Raw genomic sequence first — 24,492 nt, 5'->3', positions numbered from 1 at the left:
TTCCCCGCCTCATCACAATTTCTCTTGCTCTATTCGCTTCCGCCGCTGAACGAAGTAGTTTTCCAAATCCTCTGCAAGCTCGTCCCGTTCTGTTTGGGTTAAATCTGTCTGCTGATCAACCCACGCTTGGATTGGTTCTGGAGTAGCCATGTTGTACTCTTCCTTCGTGAGTGGTTTAACGAAGACCGCGCTAGAGTCTTGGCTCATCACTTGAAAGTAGAAAGTCTTGATCGGAGTTGGTATTCGAAATTTTCCTCCAGGTTCAAACGTGTGATCTTCCATTTCACCAATTTCCTGTTTGGTGACGTAATCGATTATTTTCATACGGCCTCCTCGTCAATCCCAAACTCCTTCAATGTTTCTTCAGCGATTAGGCGACCAGGATACTGCCAGTAGGCGATCTTTTTCAACGATTCAATGAGTTTCTTCTCTCGTTCCAACAGATGACTGTTTTCGACTTCCAACTCTTCGATGCGATTCGCTGCGTATTTGTCTGTTGGGAAATCTGAAAGTCGCAAGATTTCTTTGATTCGAGCATTCATTTCAGGATAAGTTTTTACTTCCATACAGCTCACCTCATCATAATTTCTCGCGTAGATTACAGCGGCAATATGTCATGCGAACTGTAATCGGTATGACATTATCTCGATGAAAGTGCCGATATCTGATCATCTTTTTGCATTTTTCACATGGCTTTTGGATTTCGTGGACCAGAAGACTAGCAGAACCTACAACTCTACCGTCAATGAACAATTTCATTTCTTGACCTTCTTTCCACAATTTCTCTTTTGTTAAATTGCGATCCCTTTCGCCTTCAGGAATGCTAGACATATTGCGTATGGCGCATCATTTATTTCTTTGATCTCATATGTGCGATCTTCTTCGCCAACATAAGCACTCCCTATAAAATCCTCGCATATGCCATGCTCAAACCATAAAAATATCCCTTCATTCCGCGCTTCCTTCACCAGTACGCCCATGCCGTTCCATGATGTTGAATATCGCGGCATCGTCTCCAGATACCCGTCTTTATCGAAACGAAGTGGTCCATAGAGTGCTATGTTGTATCTCTGGTCACCTTCTGGCGGGAATAGCCCTTCCAAGCCAAAGTCTGTTTCTGCCCAATGCCAACCTAACGCCTCTGCTACTTTCGCATCCAACTCACGTCCTGCTTGCATCCCGTTCCCCTCCTCAGTAGCCAACATTCTGGCGTCGAAAGTTTTCATCCCACTTTTCAGAATAGGCTTGTTCGATCTGCTCCCAACTGAAGCCGAATAACGATCCTAGAGAAATGAATTGCTCAGCTATCCCAAACCAGTCATGCGCGTCCATGTCAGTGTCAATGAGCCCGAATATATGATTCAATTGACTTGTCACATCTGTATAATCTGGTTCGCTTAAATCAATGTCTGTCACCCATTCGTCTGTAATGTTCAAGTCGTTGCCAATTGACAGTATGAAGTGCAGGCAGTCAATGTACTCTTCCAGAAGTGGCTTAGCCTCCACACCTGTTCCGCCGCAATATCCGCATGCATCTACTTGTGCGAACTTTCCCCGACCTTTGCATGCATGGCACTTTCGTTCATAACGAGGTTCCTGGTTATTTGACCAATGCTTAAACCCACGCCATTCGTTTGCCAGCTCGCCAAGTTCCACTCGTAGTGCCAAAATCTTGTTTGGCAGCAGGTCCTGCCCTTCCAAACCTTTCTTTTTGACGATGTATTGATCAAGCTGCTGTTGCTTTTCGAAAAGTGGCGTCAGATTCATGCCGTTGCCTCCTCTTTTGATTTTGTGACCTGGGAGACATAGGAGTCATAGTGCTTCTCGATTCGTTCCTTCGCAATTTCAATCGCTTTTTTGTACCGATCATGTTCTGCAATTCTACGGCCACCAGCAACATCAGATACGCACCACCAGCCCTCATAATGAGCAATGAAAAACTCATATCCTCGATATTGGAAAGCAGGCTCTCCGATAATTGTTCGCCATTCAGTCTTGCCGCCTCCAAGATTGACATGGATTTTGTACTCTCGAGGGTTTCTGAGCTTCCTGATCGGCTGTTCCCTTTGTTTTCGCGGCTTAGGCTTCGCTTGTTGCTTCTGCTCTTTTTTGTGGTTCAGATCAAAATACTGGTGATATTTCTCCATTTCGATGCCTGTCCACGCCTGTAACTCCTCTTGGCATTGATCAAAGAACTTTTTATGCTCTTCCTTGAGGCTCATGTTGCTCCAGTTGTCAATTTGGTCGTACCACCATGGCTGCCACTCTGTAATGTATTTTTTGTCTATATAGTCGCTAATCGTTTTATCGATGCATCGGAAGTGGACTGGCTTCAGCTTTGTGAAATCACCGCTGTTAATCTGACGAGCAACGATCTTCAAAATTTTGTTTCGTTGACGCTTCTTCATTCCCTCATCCCTCCTGGATACAAACGTTTTTGTTAGGACTCAAGCCCAATCACAACTTGAGGCGTATCCCAAAACTGTTTTTCTTTATAAATTTCCATCAAGGTTTTTGTTTCAGGAAATCCAACGCACGACACTTCAATTTCGTGGTCAGGTGACATAGTTTCAATATCATCAATGTCATCAACACACCCTGTACCTTCTTGTACTTCTAAGAGGTAGTAGCCCACTGCTTCGTATTTATTGTTTGCGATGATAACTTTTGTGTCACAACCGCCACCATAAGAGATTTTGAAAAACTCCACCATCTTCACCCCTTATCAAAAGTAATGTTTTGTATAGTCAGCCTTCTTCACCAATAACAGCTTCGACTTTGGTATTCAGCACCATCTGAACTTTTCGTTTGCTTGTGAAATCCATCTTTTCGAAATCGACATCGAACGAGTAGCCGCTATAAACGATTTGGTTTGCAACTGGCAGGATCGTCACCTGATCGACCATAATTACCGCAACGCTGTCCGGGTCTTCCATCAAAAATCGCTGGCTTTCTTCAAGATTCAAAACAACCTCTGTCATATCTGTCCCCTCCTATACAAATTCACAGTCTTTTTTGTTCACCCATCCATATGGCCATCCAGCTTGTTGGACAGTGGTTCTAACAACGAGGTTGTCTCGATTTCTGCTGCACTCACTTTGGGCAATGAATTCTTGCCCGATTTTATCGGCATACCATTTACGGGGATGATCACAAGAGATGATCCGGATTTTCCTTCCCTGAAAAGCATTTCCCATGACATTCACCTCGTTTATCACATCGATTGTTGTGTTAATCAATCCTTGACCAACCAGTGTAAATTTTCTCCCAAAGCCACTCGTTATAGTGTTCTTGAATCAAGGATTCTTGAGCTTCTTCGGTTAAGCCCTTCAAGTCATCGTCATCGATTTCGTAAATTTCTTCCTTGTCAGACCCAACATATCCGGTAGAAACAGAAAATCTAAATTTAGCCATTTGAATGCCTCCCATTTAACAAATCGTGTGTTGTGATAACTACCCGCCAATCACTTCTACCGCATCGTATTCAGCTTCACATTCTTCATCAGTCAATTTTAAAAGTACTTCCTCTGGATAGCCGCCTTTGCGGAGAATATCTCGATAATTGTCCGATTTTACAGCGCTATACTTTTCGATTGCTACCATGCAAATCATCCTCTCTTTTTTAATTACTGTTCTGTTATAAGGTTCAGCACTGATTGACAATCCTGTGATCAGCCCTCAAAATGGAAATATGTGTATATGAGGAGGTTATCCCATGTTGGCATGCTTCGGAGCCTTACTGATCGTTATTGGAATCATAGGTACTGTGCCGATACATAACGTGCTCTACCTGTTTATCGCTGGATTATTTTTGCTTATCCGCGATGGACTGGCGAATCAGAAGCTATCAAATGTTTTGTTGGCTTTATCCGTGGTTAGCGTAGTTGTCCTGCCTTACTTTAATTTGGGGCAATTCTTACCTCTGTCATCCGAGCCAGCCGGAGGACTCTTAATCTCAACCGGGTTACTTTTAGGAGCAATTGGTCTGAGGACCTTTATATTGGCGAGAAAAACTGCGTGATGCCCGGCTCTGCTCCCCAAGATGGGGAGCTTTTTATTTCCAAACTTACCGTTTTGTTAAGCGACCGTTTCTAACGCTGCATTGCAGATTGCTTCTTGTATATTCGCTCCTGTGGTGTGGCCAAAAAATCCTTCCTTGGTGTATAACGTCACTGTTCGAATAGGATCTCTGTCCGGATTAACATTTTTCTGTGAGTATGTCTCAACGCCATAGCCCTGATCTTCTAGCTTCTCCACCACTTGCCACGCATTGGTTGTGTTCTGGAGTGGGTTCCATTCCCCGTAATTGATGATGTCATCGCCTGTATTCCAAGCGCCGATAACGTCCTTCCACCCCATCACCTTCGTTGCCAACGTTTCAATGATCTGCTGCTCGGTCATTTGTCACCACCATCACTTGGAAAGAAACCTGGAACGCTTTTATGCTTTTCGCAAGCTTGTACAGCCGTAGGAATCTCTTTACCGCCTTCTGGGTTCCTTGCATATACAATTCCGTTCACAACCGCGTCTTCTTCACAATCCTTGTAGCAGCACTTTTCCATCATTCTTTCCTCCCCTTTTTATTACCTCAAGCCACGTTTTACAATCAACCGAGCATCATACTTAGCCCAGTGAAACTGCTTTCTATTCTCGTCATACCATTGAACATAGACTGACTTCCCGGACACTGATACACCATCGACGCTTCCGTGATTCAAGTGTTTCCATTGACTGCGTTGGCATTTTATATGCTCGACTATATCGCCTTTTTTCAGGCCGTTCAGCGCTTCAGTTCGCATGCCCCTTTCCTCCCTAACTATTTTGTTAACTACTGTTTTCAGTATTTTGTTAATCTAGCATTATTGATTTGAAAGCTTATACCAAAGAAGGTGTTATGGAATGTATACGTGTGTTGTCTGTGGATGGAATGAGCTCGAACACCCTCAATATACTGACGATGGCGGTCCCATGTTCAATATTTGCCCGTGTTGTGGTTTTCAGTCTGGTTATCATGATCTTGATCGCGAAATCTCCGTTGAAGAATTTCGTGAACAGTGGCTAAATAATGGATCAATATGGAAACATGAACCTAAGCCACTAAATTGGAATCTTGATGAACAGTTAAAGAGAGTTCTTGATGTTAGGAATACCGGCAACCAATAGTTACTTCCCTACACATTTTGTTAAATTAAATCTTCCTTGTTTCTTACCCCCTATGAGAGAATGGGCATAATTAACAGTTCATTCAAGAGGTGTCATCATGATCAAACCAAAGTTAGTTACCTTACATATAAGCTATGAAGATTGGGGTGATAATCCCGATGATTTTCTAATCGACCTTGAAGCATTTATTGGTCCAGAAGACGAGCCCGGTACTGAAGTTTTTTATTTTTCCGCTATAAGCCCAAAACGATTAGTTAGAGTGATTGAAGATGATATTGAGCTCGGTAGAGGGCTTCTTATCTCATCCGACTTCAATCTTCCTAAAATAGAAACCAAGATTCGTCAACTCCTTACTAACTGCCACAGGGACAATTGGGACGAAACCATCAAAGCAATTTGGAGATACGCTAGATGGGAATCCGAGAGCTGATTTACCTCCCTGAGCATTTTGTTAAATGTGCGCCGGAAACTGGTTCCATTCTTGACCGTCCAACAGGCGACCAGCTCGTTTTTTTCCAACCCGATTCATGTAATCCCAATCATCATCCGTGGGAATGCTCGTATGAACGAACCCTGCGCCCTCGTCAGTTACCCAGAACTCCGGGTCTTCATCATCGTCTTCATGAGGCAAGAACTCTCCCCACTGTTTGAAGAAAAAGGCTACTCCAAACTCTTTGCACTGATCGCGTAGGCTTTCCACCCAGTATTGGCGCATTGGTCTAGCATTGGAGCCAGATTCTCCTCCAGCAATGATCCAATGGATATATGGTTTTCCCGTATCACGCTCGAGCCAATTAAGATGTACAGATAAATCAATTGGGCCCAGCAACGGTTCGCAGGAGAGGAATCGAACCGATGCCTTTGTCTTTACAAGATGATGGACACGTTCCTTGTTGGCATCCTCATTCTCCACAGATACTCCGATCCAGATATGAGGCGGTAACTTGTCCATTTTTTCATGTTCCAGGTAAGCTGTTACGATCTCACGCATCCGATCCGCGCGCTTGGTCAACACCTGGTACACATGCCAGTCGGCTTTCATCATGATGTCGAATACCTGTTTGATGAACCATCCAGGAACATCCTTGTGAAATAGGTCGCTCATGCTGTTCACGAAAATCTTCCGCGGCTTCTTCCACTTAACTGGCTGCTCGAGTCTATCAGAGAACAACTGCAACTCCTTGAACGATTTTGAATACTGTTGTGGCAGCTTCTTACCTTCCAGAAATGCCTTATGCCGCATGTCATGGAGTGCAAAGGCGTAGCAATTGCGGCACCCTTCTGACACCTTGCTACATCCAGTGACTGGATTCCAAACCACGTCCGTCCATTCAATTGCTGTTCCCATCTATTTCACCGTCCATTTAACATAATTGAGCTTGTGTATCCTACAAGCTGAAATTGTCTACTGCTTCATCCATCAAGTCCTGGTTTATACCGATGTACCGCAAAGTTATTTGAGGATGACTGTGATTAAAGATCATCTGAAGAGTTGCTATATCTCTTGTGCGTTTGTAGAAGAAGTATCCGAATGTCTTCCGCATTGTGTGGCAGCCAATCTCCGTTAACCCGAGTTGTGCTGCTGTTCCGTTTATGATTTGGTACGATCGTACTCGCGTAATCGGTTGCGGACGCTTAGATGATGCGAATAAGTATTCATCTGGGCTTTTTCCTGCAATGTACCTCGCTATCTCTACCCGCAAATCAGCATTCAATTTGAATTTCTTCCGTTTCTTCGTCTTCTTCTCGTTGATAAGCAGATGACTTTTCCCTTTTACATCCCGTACTTTTAATGGCAACAAATCAGAGATTCGCAATCCTGTGTTGATACCCATCACGAACAAAAAGTAGTTCCGGTCCGATTGCTGCAAAAGTAGTCGTTTCATATCCTTAATCTTTCCTGGGTCACGTATCGGCTCAACGAAATTCATGCGATTCCCTCCCTAGTGCGATATGATTGAAAAAAGGAGTGTTTCGTATGGAAAAGTCGTTTTACTATGTGGTGCCTTGGTCTGACATTGGTTATCTGAAAGAAACATTGCAGTCCTTGGAGATACCGTTTGTTATCGAGCAGCCGTCGGATAAACTAAAACTTGCCGATGGAGATGTCGCTATTGTTTTTCCAGACATGCATGTGCGGCTCTACAACAACGTTCGCGAGCTGTTCGGAGGGCACGGGCTACGTTATCCTCATTGAGCTACTTTTTTCCATTCCAGGATGGTCTACCGCCGCCAACTTTGTAGTTGTTGAGTTGGCCGATTCCGCTTGCTTCCCGCGCCCAGTCGTAAATCTTTTTTGGGATGATAACGGGACTATTGCTTTTTGGTTTCTGAGTATCGCTCATCTTCCACACTCTCCCTTTACCTAAGCTCATGCAGCTTCGTTACCCATCAGCTTGTCCACCAGTAGGAGATAATCAAGTGCAGCGCGCTTGGTTGACTCTACGGCGTACCCATAGACATCGAACTCGTCTTTAGGTATGCTCTTTCTTCCCCCGCTTGCTGCATGCAGGAGGTAATGCCTGATCGTTGCCAGTGGCATGAAAAATACCTCGCGGGTAGTGGCAAACTCAATCAACAGGAAGCATACTGCTCCGTTTCGTTCAGCCTTCTCCAGGTGCTCAATCTGGTGTTGGCTTATGTTTGCCAAGTCGAATCGTGTCCGTTCCCGTGTGCTTTTGGCCTCAAAATAAATCGCCCGTCCGCGATAAACGCCGTCATAATCGACCGTAGACTTTTCCTCGAAGTATCCAGCTAGTACCCGGCTGCCTTTTGTCTTTGTTGCCTTAATTGGCGTTGGTCGCTTGTTAATTAGGGCTATGCCTGCTCCTTCGTACTGAAGATTCGTATAGTTCAGGATGTCTTCGAATCCTCTCCCCCGATTAGCTTGGCTCATTCGGATTCCCATTCTCTCCCTCCTACGCCGTTCGTCTTGGCATCCACGCATCGATGTATCGTAAAACCTGTTGCAACTCCGTACGCCGAACATCTCGGTAACTCGCTACCGCCCAACGGTCTTTAATCTCTCTGTGGAGTTGCCGGAACAGCTCTCGGCGGAGAAGGGAATCACTCTCTACTTCATACACCCGCCGGGCAACAGCTTTCTGCAAAACGCGCTGCTCGCCGTGGTCAATAGTGATTTGCTCGTCTACCTTTTGTTCCAACTCTATTAGCTTCTGGCCGTGTGTCTGAGTGATGTTTTTTACCTCATCCATTTCCTCTGCCAATTCTGCCGCCAGTTTCAAAGACTGGATAAGCGCCTGTCGTTCACTGAGGGGAACGACCTTAATCTGCTCTACTGCGTATGCCCCGGTCTTACGAATGGATGGGATAACCTCATGTGTGATCCAACGTTTGAAGACTTTGGCCTCAGACTTTCTGCTTGTGAGAATCAGCGAGTAGAGCCCAGCCTCGTTTACCAGCCATACCTCTCTGTTCTGACCTGATACAAACATTGTTTGGGTCAGCTTCTCGTCTTCGTCCAGTCTCCGTATTGCCATGCTGGTATCACTGTGTCCCAACACCTCGCACACATCACGAGCAACGAACCAAGGCTCCCCGTTATTCATCACAATGCGTACCTGTTTTGCCTGAAAGCTGAAAACGTTCTGAAGTGGTTGCATGATCATCCCTCCTGTTATGCCCTCGATCTCATCCGCTGAAGCCGTTCAACCATTTCCGGATAATCGTTGATGCCTTTTGCTTCCTGCGAAAGCTTTGTCCCATTATTCGCTTGCTGCATTTGCCACTGAACACTCTCCGGGAGCTTATCTACCAGTCGAACCACCTTGCCGGATGGATTCTTTTCACGCTGTTGCTTGAATTCCTTATCAGCAAGGTCCGCTTGCTCTGCTGTTCTGATTCCGCAGGAGAAAAGCTTTTCGATTGCTCCCTTTGCATACCCCCACGGCTTGCCCTTCTCAGCAGCCTCACGCATTGCCCAAGCCAGCATGTCCATTTGCACTCCGTCATCGAGATAGCTATGTAGTAAGTTCATGATGATGTGGTTTGGCTCGTAAACGAAGTAGTGCTTGTACTGATTAATCACGCTGTTGAAAACATGTAGTTCCCTTCCACCGATCACCACCACACTTTTATTCTGTTCCTTGGAATCAGTAGTAGTGGTATCAGGAATCAGAGAATCAGGAATCAGTTTAAGGGAATCAGGAATCAGAGAATCAGCACGGCTTTTAGTAGGCTCGTCACTACCTTGGCAAGTATTTTCCGAGGAAAGCCCTAGGCTGTTCTGAGGCTGTGCCTTACCTTGGTCAGTCAAAGCCCTTTGCTTGTCCTTGCTTTCCCTAGGCTTTGGGATTTTGCTTGTTGCCTCTCTATGGTGGGGATTCTGATGGTCCTTGAATTTCGGGATGCAGATGAAACGCTCTCCATCCGCTTCGTATCTGAGGATAAAACCAGCTTCGTGTAAATCCTGCAAGCACTCGTCTATCTCGACATTTTCATAAGGGAAAAGCTCACCCTTTATTCGCTTTGGCCTGTCCTCTAAAAACCCCTCACGATCAGCTAAACACCACAGCCCAATAAACAATAATCTTGCGTGTGGGCTCAAATCGGATAGGTCTTCGTTTTTAAAAAATCCTGGCTTAATATTTCGCGCTCTCGCCAACTGTTTCTCCTCCCTGCTGTGTCACGATACCCCTGCCTGATAGAGAGGAAGGAGCACCGTTCTTTGATACTCTTCAAATGCTTGGCGGCCTGCTCTCGTGTTGTGAGCCTTCCAGTGACATGTTCCGGCTTGTGTGACAGGACCGCATGCCAACGCAACATTCCAAGTTTCCCCTGTACCCCCTTGGCTTCGGAACTTTATGTGGTGCTCTTCCAACGTCCAAGCCTGCATTTCGTTTTTCTTGCAAAGTACACAGCAGCCTTTATCCCGATCCCAAACCTCAGCGAATACCTTGGGAGTGATCTTTCCGCGATCCTTTCGCTTCTTCACTCGACGCTTATGCTGGGGTTTTGGAACAGCTCGCACTTCATGAAACATGCCCATTCTCATCACCTTGCCTTTGTGCCAGTACTCTGTATTGGTTGATCTTGAGTGGTATCCATCCCGGATAGCACCGCCTCATGTATGCTGCTGCGAATCGTTTTAGCGTCTCAGGATCGTCGTACAGCCGATACAAGTCCGGGAGTGGAAACCATCGTTCTATCATTGCTCAGTTGCCTCTTGCTCGGGCTCAGAATTCCCCTCATCTACTACCTTGTAATCCACATCGAAAATGTTGTCAGACTCTATGCCGTTATCTTTGCGAAGCTTCAGCACAGCTTCATCTGTTGCCAGTTTTTCTTGTACCTCTATGCTGATCGGCATGTATTTCGCCATTTCCTTGATGCAAGTTTTTTTGCACATACTTTCAAAGTGGTCTTTCCAAGGGCCAACAAGCCTACCTTCTTTTTTTGCACTAGAATGTTTCATAGCATGCTTCTGGCATTGCTCAGCAGTCATGGTTACAAAATCAAAAGCACCATCTTTTAGTTTGTAAGCTGAATAGTAACGAACTGGATTTCCTTGGTCGTTTGCTCCCCTAGATTTAATAATCCCAATAGCTTGCGCCATCATAATATCCATGAAATCATCTTTATTCGGAACAAAGTTTTCGAAGAGGTGAAGCATATCGAAAGGAACATGGAGGAGACGTTTATCCTCACCTTTTAGGTAAATGAACAAGTCATTCTCATAAACTGTCTCGGCATAAATCTTGGATACGTCCCCAGTACGCCGAATTAAATCGATTTGTCCCTTATACCCAATCTGAAATTGGCATTCCCAAAATCCTTGTTTATTCTTATATGGGACCAAGTAGGCATGTCCAATCAGGTTGGGCTCAAGCCCCAAGGTCGCACAATTCATGACAGCCCCAACAATAGATGCTGGTGTGCACTCTGCTAACAATGGCGTCCTGCTTATTGCAGTTAACGTGATTCGTGCTAATCTCTCTGGGGTCATATGCTTAGGAACCAAAGATTTGATAGCCTGAAAGTTATCTGCAAGTTCCTTCTTGATTACGGCGTTGAAATTTTCAGCCTTAGTCATTGTTCGCTGTGCCAGCTGCCCGGCTAATGCTGACTGATTTACCGTCTTGTCTTCTGACATTACTCATCGCCTCCTATTACGCGAAACGTTCGACCACGTTTTCCAGTCTTCCAAGTAAAACGAAGGTCGCCTTGGAAATACGCTTTTTCACTTGTCTGCATATATCCCTTAATCTGGTTCTTTGCAGCTTCCTCACGCTTTTCTGCTTGTGATTTATCTACTCTTGCTTGATGTAGCTCTTGAATAATCTGGTATGCATCCTCAGGAAGCTCGATTGAAGAATCCGATACAGATTCGGAATATTTATTTTTGAGATACTCGGTATCTTGATGAGAGAATGCTGGCGGAACCTTTGCTGATACATGCTCTTCCCAAAATCCCTTTTCAATGGTGATCAGATTCTTTATCAATTGCTCGTCCCGTTCAATTACCCGCCACTGGAAGTCCCAGCCGCCGATCAGAACGGCGATAAACCATCTATCCGCCCCTGTAACCGCCATGTAATGATTGCATTGAAGAATGTACTCTGTTGGAGCCTGTGTTCCAGCCCAATCATCCTTGCAATATTCAGCGGTGTTCTTGCATTCCAAGCCTGCATTCTGCCCTGGTAACCATCGATCGATGTTTGCCAACATGAAAGGATGCTCTGGGTGCTGGAATATTGCATTTCGGCGCCATACCTTATATCCGGTATCTTCTGCAAACCACTCAGCGATTACAGGCTCCAGGATTCGTCCTGCCTTCATTTTGGGGTTATCCTCAACTGGAGGTAACTCACCTAATTTTTCAAGATAGACTGACATTGGTGATTTGTAGCGACTCAAACCGCAAATAGCTGCTGCATCAGAACCGCCGATCCCAAGCCGTCGATATTCCAGCCAGTCTTCATATTGCATGTTTAGCGTATTTACTAACCGTAATGCCTGCATGACATTATCCTCCCTCTTGTTTTTTAGAGGTTAACGCGCTACGCTAGAAGTAACTTCTTTAGCTGTGTGTTCCATCTAAAGGCTCCGTTGCAGCGGAGTCTTTTTCGTTGTCTAATTCAACATCATCCAGTGTGGTCCAGTATTCTGATCCTCTGAAATCGCGTACTTTGACATCGACACCATGGAATTCTTCCTTTGCATCTACGATGGTAACTTTGTGCTTTAGAGTCCCTGTTTTTTGAATCAGGTCATGACGCTTCTTTACATTGACTGGCTTGCTCCACACTACTTTCATTCATCCTCCTTTCCTCTTGGTCACGAGGCGCCGCGTCCCAACCTCTACGCGGCCGTTACAGCTCCATTGACTGCGCCACGCTCTTGATGCCCCGTATATTAAATTGGAGGTTCGAGCCTCCTTGCAAAACCAGTTCAACTGATCCTGCAAGCAGGGCCGAAGCCCGCTTTATCACGCAAGTTTTTTCAACTCTCTTTTTTGCTCCTGAACAGCTAACCAGTTGTCGAAGGGCGAATAATCATTTTTGAATTCCCAAATGCTCTCTAACTCACTTCGTATTTCTGCCGCTGCCTGCGTATCTTGGATATCTTCCAGCTCAAACATCAGTGTTCTGATTTCCATTTCCAAAGCTTCATTTGTAACATCGAATGCCAATTGATCTTTCTGCTGTTTACGGAAATTCTCTGTTCGCTCAACATGAGTAGGGAAATCAGGCGCTAACAGGCTCATATTCCAATTCCTCCTGTAATGAAGTAATTTCTCTTTCACGCCAACTTATTTCATCTGCCAAATCCCGCTTATGAATATCTATTTCTTCACGCAGCCGTTTTAGATGTACATATTGCACATCCACCGACCGCCAATCATCATCTGCTTGCCGATATGCGCTTTTTGCATTTTCAAGTTCACGTTGCAATTCTGCTATCTGAGAAGCCACTGACTTTTTCATAGGCTTGTCCTCCCCGGAAAGATATGGTACTCTTCGTTTATCAATGTTTTTCCTAAGCCGTCTGTTCACTGCAGGCGGTTTTTTCTTTTTCTGTCATCATTACAAGTTCAGTCATTTCGCTAATAGTAATCACTGTGCGTCCCACCGGACGATCTCCATCACAAACCAATTCAATGACACCTTGAGCTGTTGTCAGGTCTTTCATACTGTCGCCTCCTTTATATCCGCTTTAAATTGCGTCAATCTCGCTCGATAGTTTTCGTTCTGCTCTGTTGGTGTGGTGTATCGCTTTGCAGTCTCTGACATCAATAGTTCTGTCATCGCAGCATCGTAGTTGTATGTCCTCTCTAAAACCTCCAGAACTCGAGCATTCCAGTCGTGATTCATTACTGAATCCCTCCCATCGGGCATAGGACTCTTTTCTTCACCATGATCCGATAGCCACGAGCTTTGCTTTTTGCTTCGTTTCTTCGCTCGGCATCACGCGGATCAAACCCCATCTTGGTAAAGCTAAACCGTAGATACCTACTCACTTTTTCAGAGTCGTATACTTCATCAAGCGTGTTCTGTACTTTCTCCCGGAGCCGTTCGCAATCAAAATCTTCTGGTGCTGTTCGATTTACGAGCTTAGGCAAAAGCTCTAACAATGCTTTCTCAGCTTCCTTGACTTCCTCTAGCCATTTAGCAGCTACATGTAACGGCTCCAGATTGATGTTGTTTAAATGGCCATCCATCCGAATTCCGATTGACCTTTCCCACTCATAAATCAGTTCTGGACATCTTGATTCAATTGCTATTGCGATTATGTGTTCAGGCGGGATAGCACGCTTTCCGTATATGTAGTCACTGATGTTCTGTTGACTAGTCCCGATCTTTTGAGCCATCGCTGTCTGAGTGATGTTATTTGTCAGCAGCGCTTCTCGTAATAGTTCACGTAATAAATCCATTACTTTCTGCTCCTTCCGTAATCATTTATGAGATTACCTATTGTTCGTGTGGTCGTTCTGCTACGCTTACGCAATTAGTTTTGTTACCCTAGAGGTAGCTCATCTTCCAGACTCCCCCTTGGATGCTCACCATGGGGGATTATCTTTATTCTCGATTGCGTATCAATTTCGTCTCACCTCGTTTTCATCACAAAATTACATGCAGTTTTGTGTGGTCTAAGGATAAGGCTTGTCCTATAAAGCACCGGTTGCCCGGTACTATACCTTCAATTCGACAACATTCGAAGGTGGAGCCAATCGACCAGCAGCTATTTCTCTTTTGATCAACCTGGGTAAGATTTTCTGGATGATAAAACTGTAAGCACTTTCCCATGCTTCTGGGCTTGGACCTTGGCTTTGGTTCGTTACTCGTTCCATGCTTATCCCCTCCCCTATATAAAGGGTATGAGCTACAGCTTGTCTCATTGTTGTCGAACCTCCCGTTAAGCTGGTTTTTGTTCTGAGTCACCACATCGATACATTTCGTCGCAATCCTTATCAAAAAAATTCACATCTACTTTAACCTTTAATGCTTTTGATATTGATTTCATCTGATCAATACTTGGATTGTGACGCCCTCTCTCTATGTGAGCATAGTTTGAACGAGTCATTCCTGCTAAGTCGGCTACATCTTGTTGTGTCATCCCAAGATACTTCCGCCTTGATACCATTTTTTTCCGCAATCAAATCCCTCCAATGCGACGTTTTGTATCATTCATAAATCAAGAATAAGCTACAAAATGTATCCTGTCAATACTTTTAGATACATTTCGTCGCAAGTATTTGTATGATACATTTTGTAGAGTAAAATGAACCGTAGGTGGTGATAGAAATGGCGTACGGTGAACGCATTTCAATACTTAGAAGTAAAATGAAGATGACTCAGGAAGAACTAGCTAAACGGATAGGGATTACCCGTGCTGCACTATCCCACTACGAAAAGGATAGGCGAGAGCCTGATTATGAGACATTAGAAAAATTTGCGGATTTTTTTGATGTTAAAATAGATTATCTTCTTGGACGAACGGACGACCCAACACCATTAGGCAATAAAAATCCTTATGATGTAACTCCCGAAACTAAAACCTACATTGTTGCAGAAGGGAAATATAATTTCCAGGACGATCCGCAAGTAACAGGCGAACTTAGAGAGCTCCTCGATACACTTGTGACCTTACCAACAGATGAACAAAAGCGTATTATCGAACAAGCCCTGGTATATGCTGCCGGATTAAAAGCAAAGAACCGCTCATCTGAAAAATGATGAACGGTTCTTTTTAATTTCATTTATGATTTTGTCTGCGCCTATTTCACCTCTGTTTTCTAATATCATTCTAAGTGCTCGTACCACTGCTATATTAATTTCGACGTTCTGGATGTTATTGCTTCCATTAGTGATTGGCCCTTCATCGATGTTTTCGTTTTTCTTTAGTGACCAAATTTCCATTGCCTCCATCCCCCCGTTTACGGAATCTGTATGATTTAACGTTAACTCAGTCATGTCGCAATTTCATTTTTTGTGACGCGGGAATTATCGAAAATCGAATATTTATGGAAAATTATAACACCATTTCCAAAGTGTTTGTTTTATCGTTGAGGCATGCTTCAACTGCAATTTACTTACAAAACTTGAAAATATATACTGTAATAATAAAAAAGGATCACCCATACTATTGGGTGATCTGATTCAAGTATTTCTTTAATTTACGGTATTTTTGCCTTGAAATTGTTGTGCTAGTTCCATCAGGGAAAAAAGCCAGTATCTGATCCATGTTATCCTCAACTCGAACAATTGACCGTATATTAACGACATTCACAGAGTCGAGAGCGAGGAAACCATGATTTCGCCAAGCTTTTTTGATTCCATCAAGTGTATTTACCTGTTGAAACTCTCCATATCTCGTATGGAAGATAAGTATCCGATTAGAAGTATTCGTTGGTCGGAAAGATGTAACGAAAAAGATATCGTCAAAAAGGAGGTCCCGATATTCGATTACCCTTCCCTTTTCAACCCGAATACCTGTAATCTTGTAGATTTCAGCCACTCAGCATCACTTATTCTTGTTGAGTTCACATGGTAGTTCTGGCGATCCAATAAACCCTTTGAAGACAACGGCAAATGCGACAGCTGTCATTCCCAAAAATTTCGACGCCCACTTAGCTGCGGTTCTTTTCATAGATGTCACCTCCTTCCGCTAAGTGGGATTAAGAGTAATGCCTGAGCCAATAGAGATAATGCGATTGAAGCATGTCCAATTAACAAACTCGTGACAACTAGGGTAATCGATATTGCTTTGAATAAAGGGAAAACCCTTTGTGGAATATTGTTCTTTTCACCGTTATACGGGGCGAAGACTGCTACGAGAATAAGTGCTAATATGTTTGCGAATGTAACTTGAGTCTTGGTCAAGGGTATATACGGTATGAGTACGAACAAGGCCGTCGATACCACAAAGCATACGGTTAAGCTTCTTGCATGATGTCCACCCGATACCATTCGTAATGTGGCAAATGATATAAGAGCCAAAAATGTATCCGTAGTTCTACCGTTCAATATACCTATTGTCAGAGAAACAATGATGACGGCAACTGAGTTAATGAGGATTGAAAGGGAATATGCCATGACAGGGATGCTTTTTGTTTCTTCAGGATTCGCTTTTTTTATCATACTAGCGATTCGCTCAGCCATGACTTCAATCATATATCGTTACTTTCCTTTCGATACGCAATGACAAGCATTAAGCCCAAAATAACCGCAATAGCAGAAACAACAAATTCCCATTGATTATGATAATGGAACAGCCAATATAAGATGCTGGCAAAAACAACGGCGCTGCACGCGACTCCAAAGAACATGATTATGTCGTACCCTTGTAATGTAAATTTATCTTCTATGTCATGAGGTGGGCACGCAACAAATGAGAAGCCAAGATTAAACCGATATAGCAGCCAGCAAATAAGAAAGCTCATCGCCTGTCCGATGACTTGAATCAAAAACGTTCCATACCCAACATTCTGTTGGATGTCTTGAATGGAGACTAGCCCTATAGATATCAACTGCGGATAAACAATAAGCTGCACTAGGTCAAACGACAGATACCCTATGGCTGGTAGCATAAGTGCGTCGAAAAGTTTAACTTTCAAATGATACCGAAAAAACAGAACAATAATACTGTACTGAACAATCATATCTATCTCCGGTAATCCAATGAGAATCCTCACAATAAATGAACAACTTGTAAGTATGAGTGCGATTAATCCTAATTCCCGTTTAAACCATGTCACCGGAAGACGGAACACCTTGAATCCAAGTGCAATAATTGCAATTCCATCTAAAAAACCAAGAAATAGAAAAAGTAAATAATCCACCGCTGCGTCACCTGCTGGTAATGTTTTTCTTTAGTATAACTTTACCAGTAGCTAACATTCCACGATATCCGCTAAGAAATATTTAGCTTCACTTAGCATTGATGCTAAACTGTTCTTATAACTTACATTTTAATAATGGAGGCACATATGACTGTAACAGTCGGAAAGTGCCTACTTAAGGATCGGCTTAAAGACGCCAAAATGACACAAGCAGAACTGGCGAGTATTCTAAACAAGAAACCGCAAAGAATCTCTGATTACGCAAATAACGCCCGGTTCATGTCACCCCTGACAATGAAGGCTATTGCGACAGTTTTGAAGTGTCATATGGATGATCTGTACGAATGGATCATCACTCCTTAAAGTAGACACGTAAGTAGGCAGGAAGTCTACTTACCGACTGTCATACCCCTCTGCGGGGTATAAATAACAGTATAGCATTCTGCGACTATTGGAGACATATTTTTGTTATCTAGCATTTCAGGTCGGCGTCTCCTATATATATTTCTAAAATACCTTTCTTGGAGAGTTGAATATGAGAGTAGCAATTTATGGTCGTGTTTCAACAGAAGAACAGGCTCAAGAAGGCTTTTCAATTGCAGCTCAAAAAGAAAAGCTAACAGCCTTTGTGCATTCCCAGGACTGGGATATTTATGATTACTATATAGACGAGGGGATTAGTGCAAAGAATACCGAGCGCCCTCAATTGCAACGACTTTTAAAGGATATCCGAGATCGAAACGTTGATGTTGTTCTTGTCTACAAATTGGATAGGTTAACACGATCTGTTTTAGACCTTTACCAGCTACTTCAAGAATTTGATCGTTATGATGTCAAATTCAAAAGCGCAACAGAAGTTTACGATACAACGACTGCTATTGGCAGGTTGTTTATAACTCTCGTAGCCGCCCTTGCTCAATGGGAACGTGAAAACCTTGCAGAACGTGTTAAATTTGGGCAAGAACAGATGGTAAACGAATTAAAGCGCCCAGGTGGAAGACCCCCGTTTGGGTATGACCTGAAGAATGGGACCCTTGAAATAAATGAGGAAGAAGCCGTTATTGTTCGAGATATTTTTTCTCGTTATCTTCAAGGCGAGGGCTTAGACTGGATTGCAATGGAACTGAATCGTCGTGGAAGTGTAACGAAACAGGGAAAGAAATGGGACAAAATGACAGTCAAAATCCTCTTAGAGAACCAAACATATTATGGAGCTTTACGTTGGAATTACCGAAAAGGCGGAAGAAAAATCAATTCACCCGACGAATGGATTATCATTGAGGATGTTTATGAACCAATTATCGAGAAGGAGACCTTTCTCCGTGCACAACAGGTCAAGAACAGCAGGAGTCTTAAGCATCCTCGTCAGCTCGCATCTGATTTCATATTCTCAGGAGTTCTTACCTGCGGTCGATGCGGTGCAATTATGTACGGAAAGGCAAGTCGTTCCATGGCAACTGGACGTTACTACAGTCAGCGTCATTATGTTTGCAAAAATGTAAAACAAAAAAACTGTGACGCTCCATATATAAAAGAAACACGACTTGAAGACTTTTTCTTAATCGAATTAGCGAAGCACTCGAATGCCAATAGTTCAATGAAAGCCGTAAGAAAACAAAAAATGCCTACTCAAAAGAACGTGGCTGCTATTCAAAAAGAACTTTCTAAACTCGTTGAAAAACGAAAACGCTGGCAAACAATGTACGCTGAGGGATTGATTGAAATTGAAGACTTACGCGAAAGATTAGCTGAAGATCGGGAAAAGGAAGTGGAACTGAGAAAATTGCTGGAGGAAACTGAAGAGGAAGTGACGTTGACAGATAGTCAAATACGTTCACTCGTGGAAAACATCCAAATGGTTTGGGATGTAGCGGAAATCAGCGAAAAGAAACAACTCGTATCAATTCTTGTCAAAAACATTTCTGCTGATACTGATAACCAGACAGCGATGAAGTTAGGCAAGAACCGAGAGCTAATTATAAAGAGCCTCACATTTAACTGAGGCTCTTTATTTTATGCACCTATGGTAAATGTAGCTTCACCCACGATTCTTGCATATTCCTTGAAGTTGAACTGATACGCCTGAATCTGTCCTTCGTTGTTCTTCTCGATTTTGACAATCTGATTAAAATCGACGCCCTGCTGCGAAATCCGCTTGGTTACGGCATCGGTTATCGCTTCTTTCGCCAATTGCTCGGCTTTTTGCGTCGCCAGGATCAAGAGAGTTGGCTCCAACCGATTTTGCAAAAACACAAGGGTCTGTATCGTCAAAACAAAAAAGATAACCAACGCGATCAAAAACGCTTTCGTACGTGAAAGCGGGTTTCTCCAACGCCGACGGGGTCGAAATACGGCCAATCCCGACACCTCCCAACTGGTACATCCTATGGTTAGGAGTTGGAAAAAAGACTACGTGTATCGAGAGCCCGGATTTCTATTTTTTTGAAAGAAAAACAAGATACAAGCCAAATCCGATCAACCCTGCGACAAGCATCAATTGGGCAAAGACCAGCATTCCGAATAAAGTGAAGGCACCCGCCAAGAATGGAGCCATAAGAAAACCAGCGAAATACCCGCTTCGACTCAAGAGCCCCTGCACCCCCATCACCTTGCCGCGCAGCTCGTTTTGGGCTTGTTGCAAAAGTGTGCTCTCATATACCTGTGCTGCCCCGGAAAAAAGACCAGCAAATACCAGAAGCATAAGCACAGACACAGCATGGTTTGCCGCGAATGCCCCTACAATCCCTACGGAAAAAACAGCATAAGCGATGAGCATCCCATTCACGAGCTTTACCCGCAAACGAGTTGCCACGTAGGAGCCAATCAAGCCTCCGATACTCATCGCCGTCCACATCAATCCGTGCAGGGTGGCGTCACTACCGTGCAATTGATCCGCCAAAAAAGGCAACCCGTAATTATACGCAGACGTACTGAGCGATACGAGAAAGGCTAACAAGCTAATCGTCAATAGCACAGGCGTTTCCCGCAAGTAACGAAGGGTGACACGAAAGCTGCTTACTGCTTTTGACGTAGCTAGCGCATTGTCCCCCTTCTCCTCCCACCGAAGTCCCGTCAGAATCCATGCTGAGAAAAGAAAGCTGGCGGCATCCAAAGTGATCACAATGGTATAACCATAGTGATCTGTCAGCCATCCTCCCAGCATGAAGCCCATGATGCCTACCAATGACTCCAGCCTGACCTTTAATCCATTGATCTGAACCAGTTGCTCACTCCCAAATATTTGTGGCAAGGATGCCTGAAAGCTAATATGAAACAGCGTATACAGCATTCCGTTGAGAAAGGCCGCAGCAATTAATACATACGGTGTCGGATAAAAAGCGATAGCCAAAATAGCAAGACCGGCCCCCATGTCGCTTGCGATCATAGTGCGCCTTCTGTCCATTCGATCAGCCAACATGCCTGCCAGGGGACTAAACAGCATCCCCCCTAGTTGTCTTGCAACGAAAAAAGCGGTCATCCAATAAGCACTATGTTCAAATGTAAAAATCAACGCGCTACACGCGATCAAATTCATCCGTGATCCCAAGGATGACAACGCATTGACATACAAATACCATTTCTTATTCATCTGCATCCAAACCTCCCGATCATGACAGGTGGTTTGAATCAACGCCCCCCTCTAGTGGGTGCGTACACTGATTATGGCAGTTGACATGCTCATGCCTCCTCAAAATTGAAATAAGAAGCTCATTTGTCCGGAACATTCTGACGGGGGCGCTTCCCCAAATCGTCCTGTACGGCATTTCTTGCCGCAATTACATGATAGGTGGTATATAGGCTAGTTGTCGACAAAAAAACGGCTGTCATCTCGACAGCCGTTCAACCTTACTTCATTTATCATTTTGTAAACGTAAGAGAATTCGCTACTTTTTGCAGACGCTCTTCTGCGACCTTTGTTTTAGCTGAATCCACCAGCGACCAATACAGTAAATACGTACTGTTTCCTTTTTCGATAAAGTAGACGGTGCGTTCGAAGTGTACACCCGCTTCGTTTCCTTGGACATGCAGCTTGTGAGCAGGCTTACCTGCCAACGTCGTCGCTTTATTTTCTTTGATTGTAAATTTGATTGCTTTGCTCTCCTCAATATTTTTGATGACGAAATCCTTTACGGCGCTCAATTTACCGGGGGTTTCCTGGAAAGTAAAATCTCCACCCAAAAATTCATAAGACCGCCCTCCGTTCTCTCCCCCTGTTTCCTGCCAATACTCTGGAATCTCCAGTGAATACGTGGCATTCTTGTCTTTGATGATGACCGTCTTATTCTTGTCGATTTGATCATCATCCGCGATATGCCCAAGTGACGGATTCATTTTCGAGGGATCGATGGATAAAGACTGCTTGATCGTACGCGTGAGGTCGGTTATTTCCTCCGTAGGCTCATCCTGCATATACGCGATCGTAATCATATACTTGTACTTGCCTTTTGTAAAAAATAGATATTGATGCGTATACCAGGTCGTTCCATTCAAGAAGCTGTATTCCTGTTCCTTTGCGGCCTCGCCTGCAATCGAGGTAGATCCTACTTCTGGACTGACCTTGATATAGTTTTCGTTCATATCTTCCCGATTGCGCTTTTCATGGTCTTTGACCCACTCGTCCAGCGTAAGACCTTGCTCCTTGGAGGTAATCTTGATCTTCATCCACTCTGTACCTGCATCATTGGAGAAGAACATGTCATCACTGTAGTTCGGGGTCCACTCGGCTGGTACCTTTACTTTTAAGGCAAAGTCATCGTTCGTGTACCAACGATAGTTTCCTTCCACTGTGGACAAGTCCTTCACTGACTTTTCACCGTTCGGAAAGTCTAAGGTGAAGCTATCTAACAAGCTTTTGTAGACACTGTATTTCGCAGGATTGCGGAAGTCGGCCTCGTTCTCTAGCGTGAGCGTAACGTAATAAATGTTGCTCCCTTTTTGATAGGCTCGTTCTTCATTCATATTGCCCTCAGAAGACTTCGTGATCAGACGTGCATACGGCTGTTTGTCATTGGCTATGTATTCTTTTGACAGGATAGAATTTTCCGTCATGTCAACCAAGCGGGTCAATAATCCGTTGCCTGAAAGGTTCTCAGGTTGGTCCGTCTCAATGTAAACTTCGAGCCAATAGGTTGCTTCCTTGGCGTCTTTGAACAGGACGTAATTCCCTTGGAAGCTCTGATTCTCCTGAATCATGCCAGTAGGGTATTGCATCGACCAGCCATAATAGCTGTCACCAATCTTTGTTTTACCCACATCGCTATCGAGGGAGCTGTCCGCATTGGGGGCATCTCCTTGCTTTGCCCCCATGATGCTTACGTCTTTTGTCTTGGCATCGATCACAATCGTAAGCCCCAAGCCTTGGGTAAGTACCGTGAGCGGCACCATTGTTTTGCCGTTTTTCGTCTCGGGCGATGCGGTCAGGGACACGGCCTTGCCATTGATCCACACTTCTTTGCTGCCTGGCGCAAGCTTCACACTCCTTGTCTTGTAGATGAGCTCGATCAATTTCGTCTCGTTATCATACTGGAGAGTAACTCCAAATGCGGAGGTTAACAGACTGAGTGGAACCATCGTCGTTCCTTGGGAGAGATACGGCTCCTCGACTGTGACATCAACACCGTTTACCTTCGCATTACTCGCGTTTAATTTAAGCTTTACCTCTACTTTTTGCTCTGCTTGTGTATTTGCCGCCCAAGCTACCTGACTTGTTGTCAATGAGACAGCCAGCATTGTTGTTGCATAAAAGGCCTTCCAATTCTTCTTAGCCATGACGCCCTCCCTGTTTCCTTTTCCTCTACGGATGCTTGGTAAATTGCACTTTTCGTTTGATCATATCGCCACCAGATTGCACCATGAGCTCTACGGTTTGTCCTGGCAAGTATTTTTTAAGCAGCTCATTGAATTCAACCAATGTACTGAACGGAGCTTGGTTGATGGAATAAATGACGTCCCCCACTTGAAAGCCTGCCTTTGCCGCCGGTGAGCCCGGCTCAATGCGTGTAATGCGCAACGGCTCTTTCGTCGGAAGTCCGACCACGGCTGCCCAGCTCTCCTCCAATTCTGCACCCCAGTAAGGACGATTTACTTTGCCATACGTAAAAAAGTGGTTCATGACGTATTGCGCTGTATCTGCAGGGATCGCAAAGCTGAGATTATCGATTCCTACTGAAACGAATTTCATCGAATTAATCCCGACGACCTCACCCTTTACGTTGACAAGTGGTCCCCCACTATTGCCAGGATTGATGGAAGCATCTGTCTGGATCAAGCGATATGTCGAGCTGACCGACCGATTTGCCCCGCTGATGATTCCCAGCGTGGCTGAGTTGCGTAATGAAACAGAGATCGGTGTCCCAATCGCGATCACTGGCTCTCCTACACGGATCGCGTAATTGGATGCGAATTTTGCAGGCTTCAAGCCCGTTGCCTGAATCTTCACCAGAGCCAAGTCGCTCTCTTCATCCATATTCGTAACGGTTCCACTGTATTGCTTACCGTCTACCGTAATGACTGTTAGATTGCGCATATCCTTTACGACATGGGCGTTCGTCAATATCCAGCCGTCCGCTTTTACAATGACACCCGTCCCATGAGCGAGATTAAAACGGTTATCTTTACCGCTCTCATTCCCCTCCGGTTTCCCAACTATCGCTACTACGCTCGCAGAAACACGCGCTACTACCCCCGGAATATCCGCTTCCACGATGGATGCGTACGAAGTCTTTGATACAACTGGGACGTTTCCTTGAGCAAATGCCCCTTGCGATGCTCCAACTGTGAACATGATGATGAGCATGCCTTTGGCTAGTAGCCCTTTCTTCCTCTCCATTTACAAATCCCCCAATGAAATCCAAGTCAATAAAAAAGAAAAGAGGCGCTTTTTATTCTAAAGCGTCCCCTGATCAAACAAACGACTCTTCATTTTCAATGTGATAATAATAAATAATTCCCTGTTTCGAGACAAGCCAACCTTTTCGACAAACATCGACATAGGTGGTGAGTGCGCTAATTGTCGATAGCACAAAAAA

Annotated in this window: 44 protein-coding genes and 1 pseudogene; 6 read left to right on the top strand and 39 right to left on the bottom strand. The window is 44.3% G+C overall.

Annotated elements, in window-relative coordinates:
- Positions 1-12 precede the first annotated feature (12 nt).
- The 10 genes from M3630_RS18855 to M3630_RS18810 all read right to left on the bottom strand — a co-directional run bounded on the left by M3630_RS18855 (position 13) and on the right by M3630_RS18810 (position 3,603).
- Positions 13-324, bottom strand: a complete 312-nt coding sequence (locus M3630_RS18855) for a hypothetical protein (protein ID WP_251253079.1) — start codon at positions 322-324, stop codon at positions 13-15.
- Positions 321-566, bottom strand: a complete 246-nt coding sequence (locus M3630_RS18850) for a hypothetical protein (RefSeq protein WP_251253078.1) — start codon at positions 564-566, stop codon at positions 321-323. The genes M3630_RS18855 and M3630_RS18850 overlap by 4 nt, the downstream gene beginning before the upstream one ends.
- 225 nt (positions 567-791) lie before the next feature.
- Positions 792-1,178, bottom strand: a complete 387-nt coding sequence (locus M3630_RS18845) for a hypothetical protein (RefSeq protein WP_251253077.1) — start codon at positions 1,176-1,178, stop codon at positions 792-794.
- Between the two features lie 13 nt (positions 1,179-1,191).
- Positions 1,192-1,767 (bottom strand): dUTP diphosphatase, encoded by a 576-nt coding sequence (locus M3630_RS18840; RefSeq protein WP_251253076.1) that lies wholly within the window; start codon positions 1,765-1,767, stop codon positions 1,192-1,194.
- The gene (locus M3630_RS18835) at positions 1,764-2,408 is read right to left on the bottom strand and encodes a hypothetical protein (RefSeq protein ID WP_251253075.1); all 645 of its coding nucleotides are present in this window, start codon (positions 2,406-2,408) and stop codon (positions 1,764-1,766) included. The genes M3630_RS18840 and M3630_RS18835 overlap by 4 nt, the downstream gene beginning before the upstream one ends.
- Before the next feature lie 32 nt (positions 2,409-2,440).
- A complete protein-coding gene (locus tag M3630_RS18830) occupies positions 2,441-2,713 on the bottom strand; it encodes a hypothetical protein (protein WP_251251450.1) in 273 nt (90 codons plus the stop codon).
- A gap of 34 nt (positions 2,714-2,747) precedes the next feature.
- Entirely contained in the window at positions 2,748-2,981 is a 234-nt protein-coding gene (locus M3630_RS18825) for a hypothetical protein (RefSeq protein ID WP_251253074.1), read from the bottom strand.
- A 38-nt stretch (positions 2,982-3,019) separates the two neighbouring features.
- Entirely contained in the window at positions 3,020-3,190 is a 171-nt protein-coding gene (locus M3630_RS18820; RefSeq protein WP_251253073.1) for a hypothetical protein, read from the bottom strand.
- Between the two features lie 41 nt (positions 3,191-3,231).
- Positions 3,232-3,414 carry a DUF7167 family protein gene (locus M3630_RS18815; RefSeq protein WP_251253072.1) on the bottom strand — a complete coding sequence of 61 codons (183 nt, stop codon included), beginning with the start codon at positions 3,412-3,414 and terminating at the stop codon, positions 3,232-3,234.
- A gap of 39 nt (positions 3,415-3,453) precedes the next feature.
- Positions 3,454-3,603: a hypothetical protein gene (locus M3630_RS18810; protein ID WP_251253071.1), complete on the bottom strand. Its 150-nt coding sequence runs from the start codon at positions 3,601-3,603 to the stop codon at positions 3,454-3,456.
- Between the two features lie 112 nt (positions 3,604-3,715).
- On the opposite strand from M3630_RS18810, the gene M3630_RS18805 reads away from it, so the two are divergent.
- Entirely contained in the window at positions 3,716-4,021 is a 306-nt protein-coding gene (locus tag M3630_RS18805; RefSeq protein WP_251253070.1) for a hypothetical protein, read from the top strand.
- A gap of 56 nt (positions 4,022-4,077) precedes the next feature.
- On the opposite strand, the gene M3630_RS18800 is transcribed toward M3630_RS18805, so the two are convergent.
- From M3630_RS18800 to M3630_RS18790, 3 genes are read right to left on the bottom strand one after another with little or no spacing between them, the layout of a single operon-like run.
- Positions 4,078-4,401 (bottom strand): BC1872 family protein, encoded by a 324-nt coding sequence (locus M3630_RS18800; RefSeq protein WP_251253069.1) that lies wholly within the window; start codon positions 4,399-4,401, stop codon positions 4,078-4,080.
- Positions 4,398-4,565, bottom strand: coding sequence for a hypothetical protein (locus M3630_RS18795; protein ID WP_251253068.1), 168 nt, complete (start codon positions 4,563-4,565; stop codon positions 4,398-4,400). Before M3630_RS18795 ends, M3630_RS18800 begins: the two co-directional genes overlap by 4 nt.
- An 18-nt stretch (positions 4,566-4,583) precedes the next feature.
- Positions 4,584-4,799 carry a hypothetical protein gene (locus M3630_RS18790; RefSeq protein WP_251253067.1) on the bottom strand — a complete coding sequence of 72 codons (216 nt, stop codon included), beginning with the start codon at positions 4,797-4,799 and terminating at the stop codon, positions 4,584-4,586.
- A gap of 461 nt (positions 4,800-5,260) precedes the next feature.
- Between M3630_RS18790 and M3630_RS18785 the strand changes: the two genes are divergently transcribed.
- Positions 5,261-5,593: an Imm8 family immunity protein gene (locus M3630_RS18785; protein WP_251253066.1), complete on the top strand. Its 333-nt coding sequence runs from the start codon at positions 5,261-5,263 to the stop codon at positions 5,591-5,593.
- A 21-nt stretch (positions 5,594-5,614) separates the two neighbouring features.
- On the opposite strand, the gene M3630_RS18780 is transcribed toward M3630_RS18785, so the two are convergent.
- Positions 5,615-6,511 (bottom strand): DUF5131 family protein, encoded by an 897-nt coding sequence (locus tag M3630_RS18780; protein WP_251253065.1) that lies wholly within the window; start codon positions 6,509-6,511, stop codon positions 5,615-5,617.
- A 40-nt stretch (positions 6,512-6,551) separates the two neighbouring features.
- Positions 6,552-7,094 carry a tyrosine-type recombinase/integrase gene (locus tag M3630_RS18775; protein WP_251253064.1) on the bottom strand — a complete coding sequence of 181 codons (543 nt, stop codon included), beginning with the start codon at positions 7,092-7,094 and terminating at the stop codon, positions 6,552-6,554.
- 47 nt (positions 7,095-7,141) lie between these two features.
- Between M3630_RS18775 and M3630_RS18770 the strand changes: the two genes are divergently transcribed.
- Positions 7,142-7,360: a hypothetical protein gene (locus M3630_RS18770; protein WP_251253063.1), complete on the top strand. Its 219-nt coding sequence runs from the start codon at positions 7,142-7,144 to the stop codon at positions 7,358-7,360.
- Position 7,361: 1 nt separating this feature from the next.
- On the opposite strand, the gene M3630_RS18765 is transcribed toward M3630_RS18770, so the two are convergent.
- The 16 genes from M3630_RS18765 to M3630_RS18690 all read right to left on the bottom strand — a co-directional run bounded on the left by M3630_RS18765 (position 7,362) and on the right by M3630_RS18690 (position 14,766).
- Positions 7,362-7,508 carry a hypothetical protein gene (locus tag M3630_RS18765; RefSeq protein ID WP_251253062.1) on the bottom strand — a complete coding sequence of 49 codons (147 nt, stop codon included), beginning with the start codon at positions 7,506-7,508 and terminating at the stop codon, positions 7,362-7,364.
- A 26-nt stretch (positions 7,509-7,534) separates the two neighbouring features.
- Positions 7,535-8,071: a Holliday junction resolvase RecU gene (locus M3630_RS18760; protein WP_251253061.1), complete on the bottom strand. Its 537-nt coding sequence runs from the start codon at positions 8,069-8,071 to the stop codon at positions 7,535-7,537.
- A 10-nt stretch (positions 8,072-8,081) separates the two neighbouring features.
- Entirely contained in the window at positions 8,082-8,786 is a 705-nt protein-coding gene (locus M3630_RS18755) for a BRO family protein (protein ID WP_251253060.1), read from the bottom strand.
- Between the two features lie 14 nt (positions 8,787-8,800).
- Entirely contained in the window at positions 8,801-9,787 is a 987-nt protein-coding gene (locus M3630_RS18750) for a DnaD domain protein (RefSeq protein ID WP_251253059.1), read from the bottom strand.
- Positions 9,788-9,808: 21 nt separating this feature from the next.
- Positions 9,809-10,171 carry an HNH endonuclease gene (locus tag M3630_RS18745; RefSeq protein WP_251253058.1) on the bottom strand — a complete coding sequence of 121 codons (363 nt, stop codon included), beginning with the start codon at positions 10,169-10,171 and terminating at the stop codon, positions 9,809-9,811.
- Positions 10,155-10,334 (bottom strand): hypothetical protein, encoded by a 180-nt coding sequence (locus M3630_RS18740; protein WP_251253057.1) that lies wholly within the window; start codon positions 10,332-10,334, stop codon positions 10,155-10,157. The genes M3630_RS18745 and M3630_RS18740 overlap by 17 nt, the downstream gene beginning before the upstream one ends.
- Positions 10,331-11,275, bottom strand: coding sequence for a recombinase RecT (locus M3630_RS18735; protein WP_251253056.1), 945 nt, complete (start codon positions 11,273-11,275; stop codon positions 10,331-10,333). The genes M3630_RS18740 and M3630_RS18735 overlap by 4 nt, the downstream gene beginning before the upstream one ends.
- Positions 11,275-12,144, bottom strand: coding sequence for a YqaJ viral recombinase family nuclease (locus tag M3630_RS18730; RefSeq protein ID WP_251253055.1), 870 nt, complete (start codon positions 12,142-12,144; stop codon positions 11,275-11,277). Before M3630_RS18730 ends, M3630_RS18735 begins: the two co-directional genes overlap by 1 nt.
- A 58-nt stretch (positions 12,145-12,202) precedes the next feature.
- Positions 12,203-12,439 carry a hypothetical protein gene (locus tag M3630_RS18725; RefSeq protein WP_251253054.1) on the bottom strand — a complete coding sequence of 79 codons (237 nt, stop codon included), beginning with the start codon at positions 12,437-12,439 and terminating at the stop codon, positions 12,203-12,205.
- Between the two features lie 171 nt (positions 12,440-12,610).
- The gene (locus M3630_RS18720) at positions 12,611-12,889 is read right to left on the bottom strand and encodes a hypothetical protein (protein ID WP_251253053.1); all 279 of its coding nucleotides are present in this window, start codon (positions 12,887-12,889) and stop codon (positions 12,611-12,613) included.
- Positions 12,870-13,109, bottom strand: a complete 240-nt coding sequence (locus M3630_RS18715) for a hypothetical protein (protein WP_251253052.1) — start codon at positions 13,107-13,109, stop codon at positions 12,870-12,872. Before M3630_RS18715 ends, M3630_RS18720 begins: the two co-directional genes overlap by 20 nt.
- Positions 13,110-13,161: 52 nt before the next feature.
- A complete protein-coding gene (locus M3630_RS18710) occupies positions 13,162-13,314 on the bottom strand; it encodes a hypothetical protein (RefSeq protein WP_251253051.1) in 153 nt (50 codons plus the stop codon).
- Positions 13,311-13,496, bottom strand: coding sequence for a hypothetical protein (locus M3630_RS18705; protein WP_251253050.1), 186 nt, complete (start codon positions 13,494-13,496; stop codon positions 13,311-13,313). Before M3630_RS18705 ends, M3630_RS18710 begins: the two co-directional genes overlap by 4 nt.
- Positions 13,496-14,056, bottom strand: coding sequence for a helix-turn-helix domain-containing protein (locus M3630_RS18700; RefSeq protein ID WP_251253049.1), 561 nt, complete (start codon positions 14,054-14,056; stop codon positions 13,496-13,498). The genes M3630_RS18705 and M3630_RS18700 overlap by 1 nt, the downstream gene beginning before the upstream one ends.
- Positions 14,057-14,314: 258 nt before the next feature.
- The gene (locus M3630_RS18695; protein WP_251253048.1) at positions 14,315-14,473 is read right to left on the bottom strand and encodes a hypothetical protein; all 159 of its coding nucleotides are present in this window, start codon (positions 14,471-14,473) and stop codon (positions 14,315-14,317) included.
- Between the two features lie 65 nt (positions 14,474-14,538).
- The gene (locus tag M3630_RS18690; RefSeq protein ID WP_285861397.1) at positions 14,539-14,766 is read right to left on the bottom strand and encodes a helix-turn-helix transcriptional regulator; all 228 of its coding nucleotides are present in this window, start codon (positions 14,764-14,766) and stop codon (positions 14,539-14,541) included.
- A gap of 161 nt (positions 14,767-14,927) precedes the next feature.
- Here M3630_RS18690 and M3630_RS18685 point away from each other — a divergent pair, with 161 nt between their 5' ends.
- Positions 14,928-15,359, top strand: coding sequence for a helix-turn-helix domain-containing protein (locus tag M3630_RS18685; protein ID WP_251253046.1), 432 nt, complete (start codon positions 14,928-14,930; stop codon positions 15,357-15,359).
- Here M3630_RS18685 and M3630_RS18680 read toward each other — a convergent pair.
- From M3630_RS18680 to M3630_RS18675, 4 genes are all read right to left on the bottom strand, one after another.
- Positions 15,345-15,542: a hypothetical protein gene (locus M3630_RS18680; protein WP_251253045.1), complete on the bottom strand. Its 198-nt coding sequence runs from the start codon at positions 15,540-15,542 to the stop codon at positions 15,345-15,347. The genes M3630_RS18685 and M3630_RS18680 overlap by 15 nt on opposite strands.
- Positions 15,543-15,765: 223 nt before the next feature.
- Entirely contained in the window at positions 15,766-16,140 is a 375-nt protein-coding gene (locus M3630_RS31205; RefSeq protein WP_353057248.1) for a LytTR family transcriptional regulator DNA-binding domain-containing protein, read from the bottom strand.
- Between the two features lie 137 nt (positions 16,141-16,277).
- Complete coding sequence (locus tag M3630_RS31200) at positions 16,278-16,784, bottom strand: accessory gene regulator ArgB-like protein (protein ID WP_353057250.1); 507 nt, start codon at positions 16,782-16,784, stop codon at positions 16,278-16,280.
- Between the two features lie 8 nt (positions 16,785-16,792).
- Positions 16,793-17,464 (bottom strand): hypothetical protein, encoded by a 672-nt coding sequence (locus tag M3630_RS18675; protein ID WP_251253044.1) that lies wholly within the window; start codon positions 17,462-17,464, stop codon positions 16,793-16,795.
- 147 nt (positions 17,465-17,611) lie between these two features.
- Here M3630_RS18675 and M3630_RS18670 point away from each other — a divergent pair, with 147 nt between their 5' ends.
- Positions 17,612-17,827, top strand: a complete 216-nt coding sequence (locus M3630_RS18670) for a helix-turn-helix domain-containing protein (protein ID WP_251253043.1) — start codon at positions 17,612-17,614, stop codon at positions 17,825-17,827.
- A gap of 172 nt (positions 17,828-17,999) precedes the next feature.
- Entirely contained in the window at positions 18,000-19,466 is a 1,467-nt protein-coding gene (locus tag M3630_RS18665; RefSeq protein ID WP_251253042.1) for a recombinase family protein, read from the top strand.
- 29 nt (positions 19,467-19,495) lie between these two features.
- Here M3630_RS18665 and M3630_RS18660 read toward each other — a convergent pair.
- The 4 genes and pseudogenes from M3630_RS18660 to M3630_RS18645 form a co-directional block, all read right to left on the bottom strand.
- Positions 19,496-19,831: pseudogene (locus tag M3630_RS18660) on the bottom strand (sporulation protein YunB); the annotation flags it as partial.
- A gap of 67 nt (positions 19,832-19,898) precedes the next feature.
- The gene (locus tag M3630_RS18655) at positions 19,899-21,053 is read right to left on the bottom strand and encodes an MFS transporter (RefSeq protein ID WP_251253041.1); all 1,155 of its coding nucleotides are present in this window, start codon (positions 21,051-21,053) and stop codon (positions 19,899-19,901) included.
- A gap of 269 nt (positions 21,054-21,322) precedes the next feature.
- Entirely contained in the window at positions 21,323-23,233 is a 1,911-nt protein-coding gene (locus M3630_RS18650) for a stalk domain-containing protein (RefSeq protein WP_251253040.1), read from the bottom strand.
- A gap of 25 nt (positions 23,234-23,258) precedes the next feature.
- On the bottom strand, positions 23,259-24,293 hold the full coding sequence (locus M3630_RS18645; protein WP_251253039.1) for a S1C family serine protease: 1,035 nt from the start codon (positions 24,291-24,293) through the stop codon (positions 23,259-23,261).
- Between the last annotated feature and the right edge of the window lie 199 nt (positions 24,294-24,492).

This window comes from Brevibacillus sp. MER 51 (assembly GCF_023714195.1).
Classification (GTDB): Bacteria; Bacillota; Bacilli; order Brevibacillales; family Brevibacillaceae; genus Brevibacillus.
The sequence above is the reverse complement of the archived record's forward strand: the minus strand, read 5'-3'. Positions and strand labels throughout refer to the sequence as shown.

Excerpts from the sequence above, each read along its gene's own strand:
- M3630_RS18855 (WP_251253079.1), bottom strand. The coding sequence starts at position 324 with ATGAAAATAATCGATTACGTCACCAAACAGGAAATTGGTGAAATGGAA.
- M3630_RS18850 (WP_251253078.1), bottom strand. The coding sequence starts at position 566 with ATGGAAGTAAAAACTTATCCTGAAATGAATGCTCGAATCAAAGAAATC.
- M3630_RS18845 (WP_251253077.1), bottom strand. The coding sequence starts at position 1,178 with ATGCAAGCAGGACGTGAGTTGGATGCGAAAGTAGCAGAGGCGTTAGGT.
- M3630_RS18840 (WP_251253076.1), bottom strand. The coding sequence starts at position 1,767 with ATGAATCTGACGCCACTTTTCGAAAAGCAACAGCAGCTTGATCAATAC.
- M3630_RS18835 (WP_251253075.1), bottom strand. The coding sequence starts at position 2,408 with ATGAAGAAGCGTCAACGAAACAAAATTTTGAAGATCGTTGCTCGTCAG.
- M3630_RS18830 (WP_251251450.1), bottom strand. The coding sequence starts at position 2,713 with ATGGTGGAGTTTTTCAAAATCTCTTATGGTGGCGGTTGTGACACAAAA.
- M3630_RS18825 (WP_251253074.1), bottom strand. The coding sequence starts at position 2,981 with ATGACAGAGGTTGTTTTGAATCTTGAAGAAAGCCAGCGATTTTTGATG.
- M3630_RS18820 (WP_251253073.1), bottom strand. The coding sequence starts at position 3,190 with ATGCTTTTCAGGGAAGGAAAATCCGGATCATCTCTTGTGATCATCCCC.
- M3630_RS18815 (WP_251253072.1), bottom strand. The coding sequence starts at position 3,414 with ATGGCTAAATTTAGATTTTCTGTTTCTACCGGATATGTTGGGTCTGAC.
- M3630_RS18810 (WP_251253071.1), bottom strand. The coding sequence starts at position 3,603 with ATGGTAGCAATCGAAAAGTATAGCGCTGTAAAATCGGACAATTATCGA.
- M3630_RS18805 (WP_251253070.1), top strand. The coding sequence starts at position 3,716 with ATGTTGGCATGCTTCGGAGCCTTACTGATCGTTATTGGAATCATAGGT.
- M3630_RS18800 (WP_251253069.1), bottom strand. The coding sequence starts at position 4,401 with ATGACCGAGCAGCAGATCATTGAAACGTTGGCAACGAAGGTGATGGGG.
- M3630_RS18795 (WP_251253068.1), bottom strand. The coding sequence starts at position 4,565 with ATGATGGAAAAGTGCTGCTACAAGGATTGTGAAGAAGACGCGGTTGTG.
- M3630_RS18790 (WP_251253067.1), bottom strand. The coding sequence starts at position 4,799 with ATGCGAACTGAAGCGCTGAACGGCCTGAAAAAAGGCGATATAGTCGAG.
- M3630_RS18785 (WP_251253066.1), top strand. The coding sequence starts at position 5,261 with ATGATCAAACCAAAGTTAGTTACCTTACATATAAGCTATGAAGATTGG.
- M3630_RS18780 (WP_251253065.1), bottom strand. The coding sequence starts at position 6,511 with ATGGGAACAGCAATTGAATGGACGGACGTGGTTTGGAATCCAGTCACT.
- M3630_RS18775 (WP_251253064.1), bottom strand. The coding sequence starts at position 7,094 with ATGAATTTCGTTGAGCCGATACGTGACCCAGGAAAGATTAAGGATATG.
- M3630_RS18770 (WP_251253063.1), top strand. The coding sequence starts at position 7,142 with ATGGAAAAGTCGTTTTACTATGTGGTGCCTTGGTCTGACATTGGTTAT.
- M3630_RS18765 (WP_251253062.1), bottom strand. The coding sequence starts at position 7,508 with ATGAGCGATACTCAGAAACCAAAAAGCAATAGTCCCGTTATCATCCCA.
- M3630_RS18760 (WP_251253061.1), bottom strand. The coding sequence starts at position 8,071 with ATGGGAATCCGAATGAGCCAAGCTAATCGGGGGAGAGGATTCGAAGAC.
- M3630_RS18755 (WP_251253060.1), bottom strand. The coding sequence starts at position 8,786 with ATGCAACCACTTCAGAACGTTTTCAGCTTTCAGGCAAAACAGGTACGC.
- M3630_RS18745 (WP_251253058.1), bottom strand. The coding sequence starts at position 10,171 with ATGGGCATGTTTCATGAAGTGCGAGCTGTTCCAAAACCCCAGCATAAG.
- M3630_RS18740 (WP_251253057.1), bottom strand. The coding sequence starts at position 10,334 with ATGATAGAACGATGGTTTCCACTCCCGGACTTGTATCGGCTGTACGAC.
- M3630_RS18735 (WP_251253056.1), bottom strand. The coding sequence starts at position 11,275 with ATGTCAGAAGACAAGACGGTAAATCAGTCAGCATTAGCCGGGCAGCTG.
- M3630_RS18730 (WP_251253055.1), bottom strand. The coding sequence starts at position 12,144 with ATGCAGGCATTACGGTTAGTAAATACGCTAAACATGCAATATGAAGAC.
- M3630_RS18725 (WP_251253054.1), bottom strand. The coding sequence starts at position 12,439 with ATGAAAGTAGTGTGGAGCAAGCCAGTCAATGTAAAGAAGCGTCATGAC.
- M3630_RS18720 (WP_251253053.1), bottom strand. The coding sequence starts at position 12,889 with ATGAGCCTGTTAGCGCCTGATTTCCCTACTCATGTTGAGCGAACAGAG.
- M3630_RS18715 (WP_251253052.1), bottom strand. The coding sequence starts at position 13,109 with ATGAAAAAGTCAGTGGCTTCTCAGATAGCAGAATTGCAACGTGAACTT.
- M3630_RS18710 (WP_251253051.1), bottom strand. The coding sequence starts at position 13,314 with ATGAAAGACCTGACAACAGCTCAAGGTGTCATTGAATTGGTTTGTGAT.
- M3630_RS18705 (WP_251253050.1), bottom strand. The coding sequence starts at position 13,496 with ATGAATCACGACTGGAATGCTCGAGTTCTGGAGGTTTTAGAGAGGACA.
- M3630_RS18700 (WP_251253049.1), bottom strand. The coding sequence starts at position 14,056 with ATGGATTTATTACGTGAACTATTACGAGAAGCGCTGCTGACAAATAAC.
- M3630_RS18695 (WP_251253048.1), bottom strand. The coding sequence starts at position 14,473 with ATGGAACGAGTAACGAACCAAAGCCAAGGTCCAAGCCCAGAAGCATGG.
- M3630_RS18690 (WP_285861397.1), bottom strand. The coding sequence starts at position 14,766 with ATGGTATCAAGGCGGAAGTATCTTGGGATGACACAACAAGATGTAGCC.
- M3630_RS18685 (WP_251253046.1), top strand. The coding sequence starts at position 14,928 with ATGGCGTACGGTGAACGCATTTCAATACTTAGAAGTAAAATGAAGATG.
- M3630_RS18680 (WP_251253045.1), bottom strand. The coding sequence starts at position 15,542 with ATGGAAATTTGGTCACTAAAGAAAAACGAAAACATCGATGAAGGGCCA.
- M3630_RS31200 (WP_353057250.1), bottom strand. The coding sequence starts at position 16,784 with ATGGCTGAGCGAATCGCTAGTATGATAAAAAAAGCGAATCCTGAAGAA.
- M3630_RS18670 (WP_251253043.1), top strand. The coding sequence starts at position 17,612 with ATGACTGTAACAGTCGGAAAGTGCCTACTTAAGGATCGGCTTAAAGAC.
- M3630_RS18665 (WP_251253042.1), top strand. The coding sequence starts at position 18,000 with ATGAGAGTAGCAATTTATGGTCGTGTTTCAACAGAAGAACAGGCTCAA.
- M3630_RS18655 (WP_251253041.1), bottom strand. The coding sequence starts at position 21,053 with ATGAATAAGAAATGGTATTTGTATGTCAATGCGTTGTCATCCTTGGGA.
- M3630_RS18650 (WP_251253040.1), bottom strand. The coding sequence starts at position 23,233 with ATGGCTAAGAAGAATTGGAAGGCCTTTTATGCAACAACAATGCTGGCT.
- M3630_RS18645 (WP_251253039.1), bottom strand. The coding sequence starts at position 24,293 with ATGGAGAGGAAGAAAGGGCTACTAGCCAAAGGCATGCTCATCATCATG.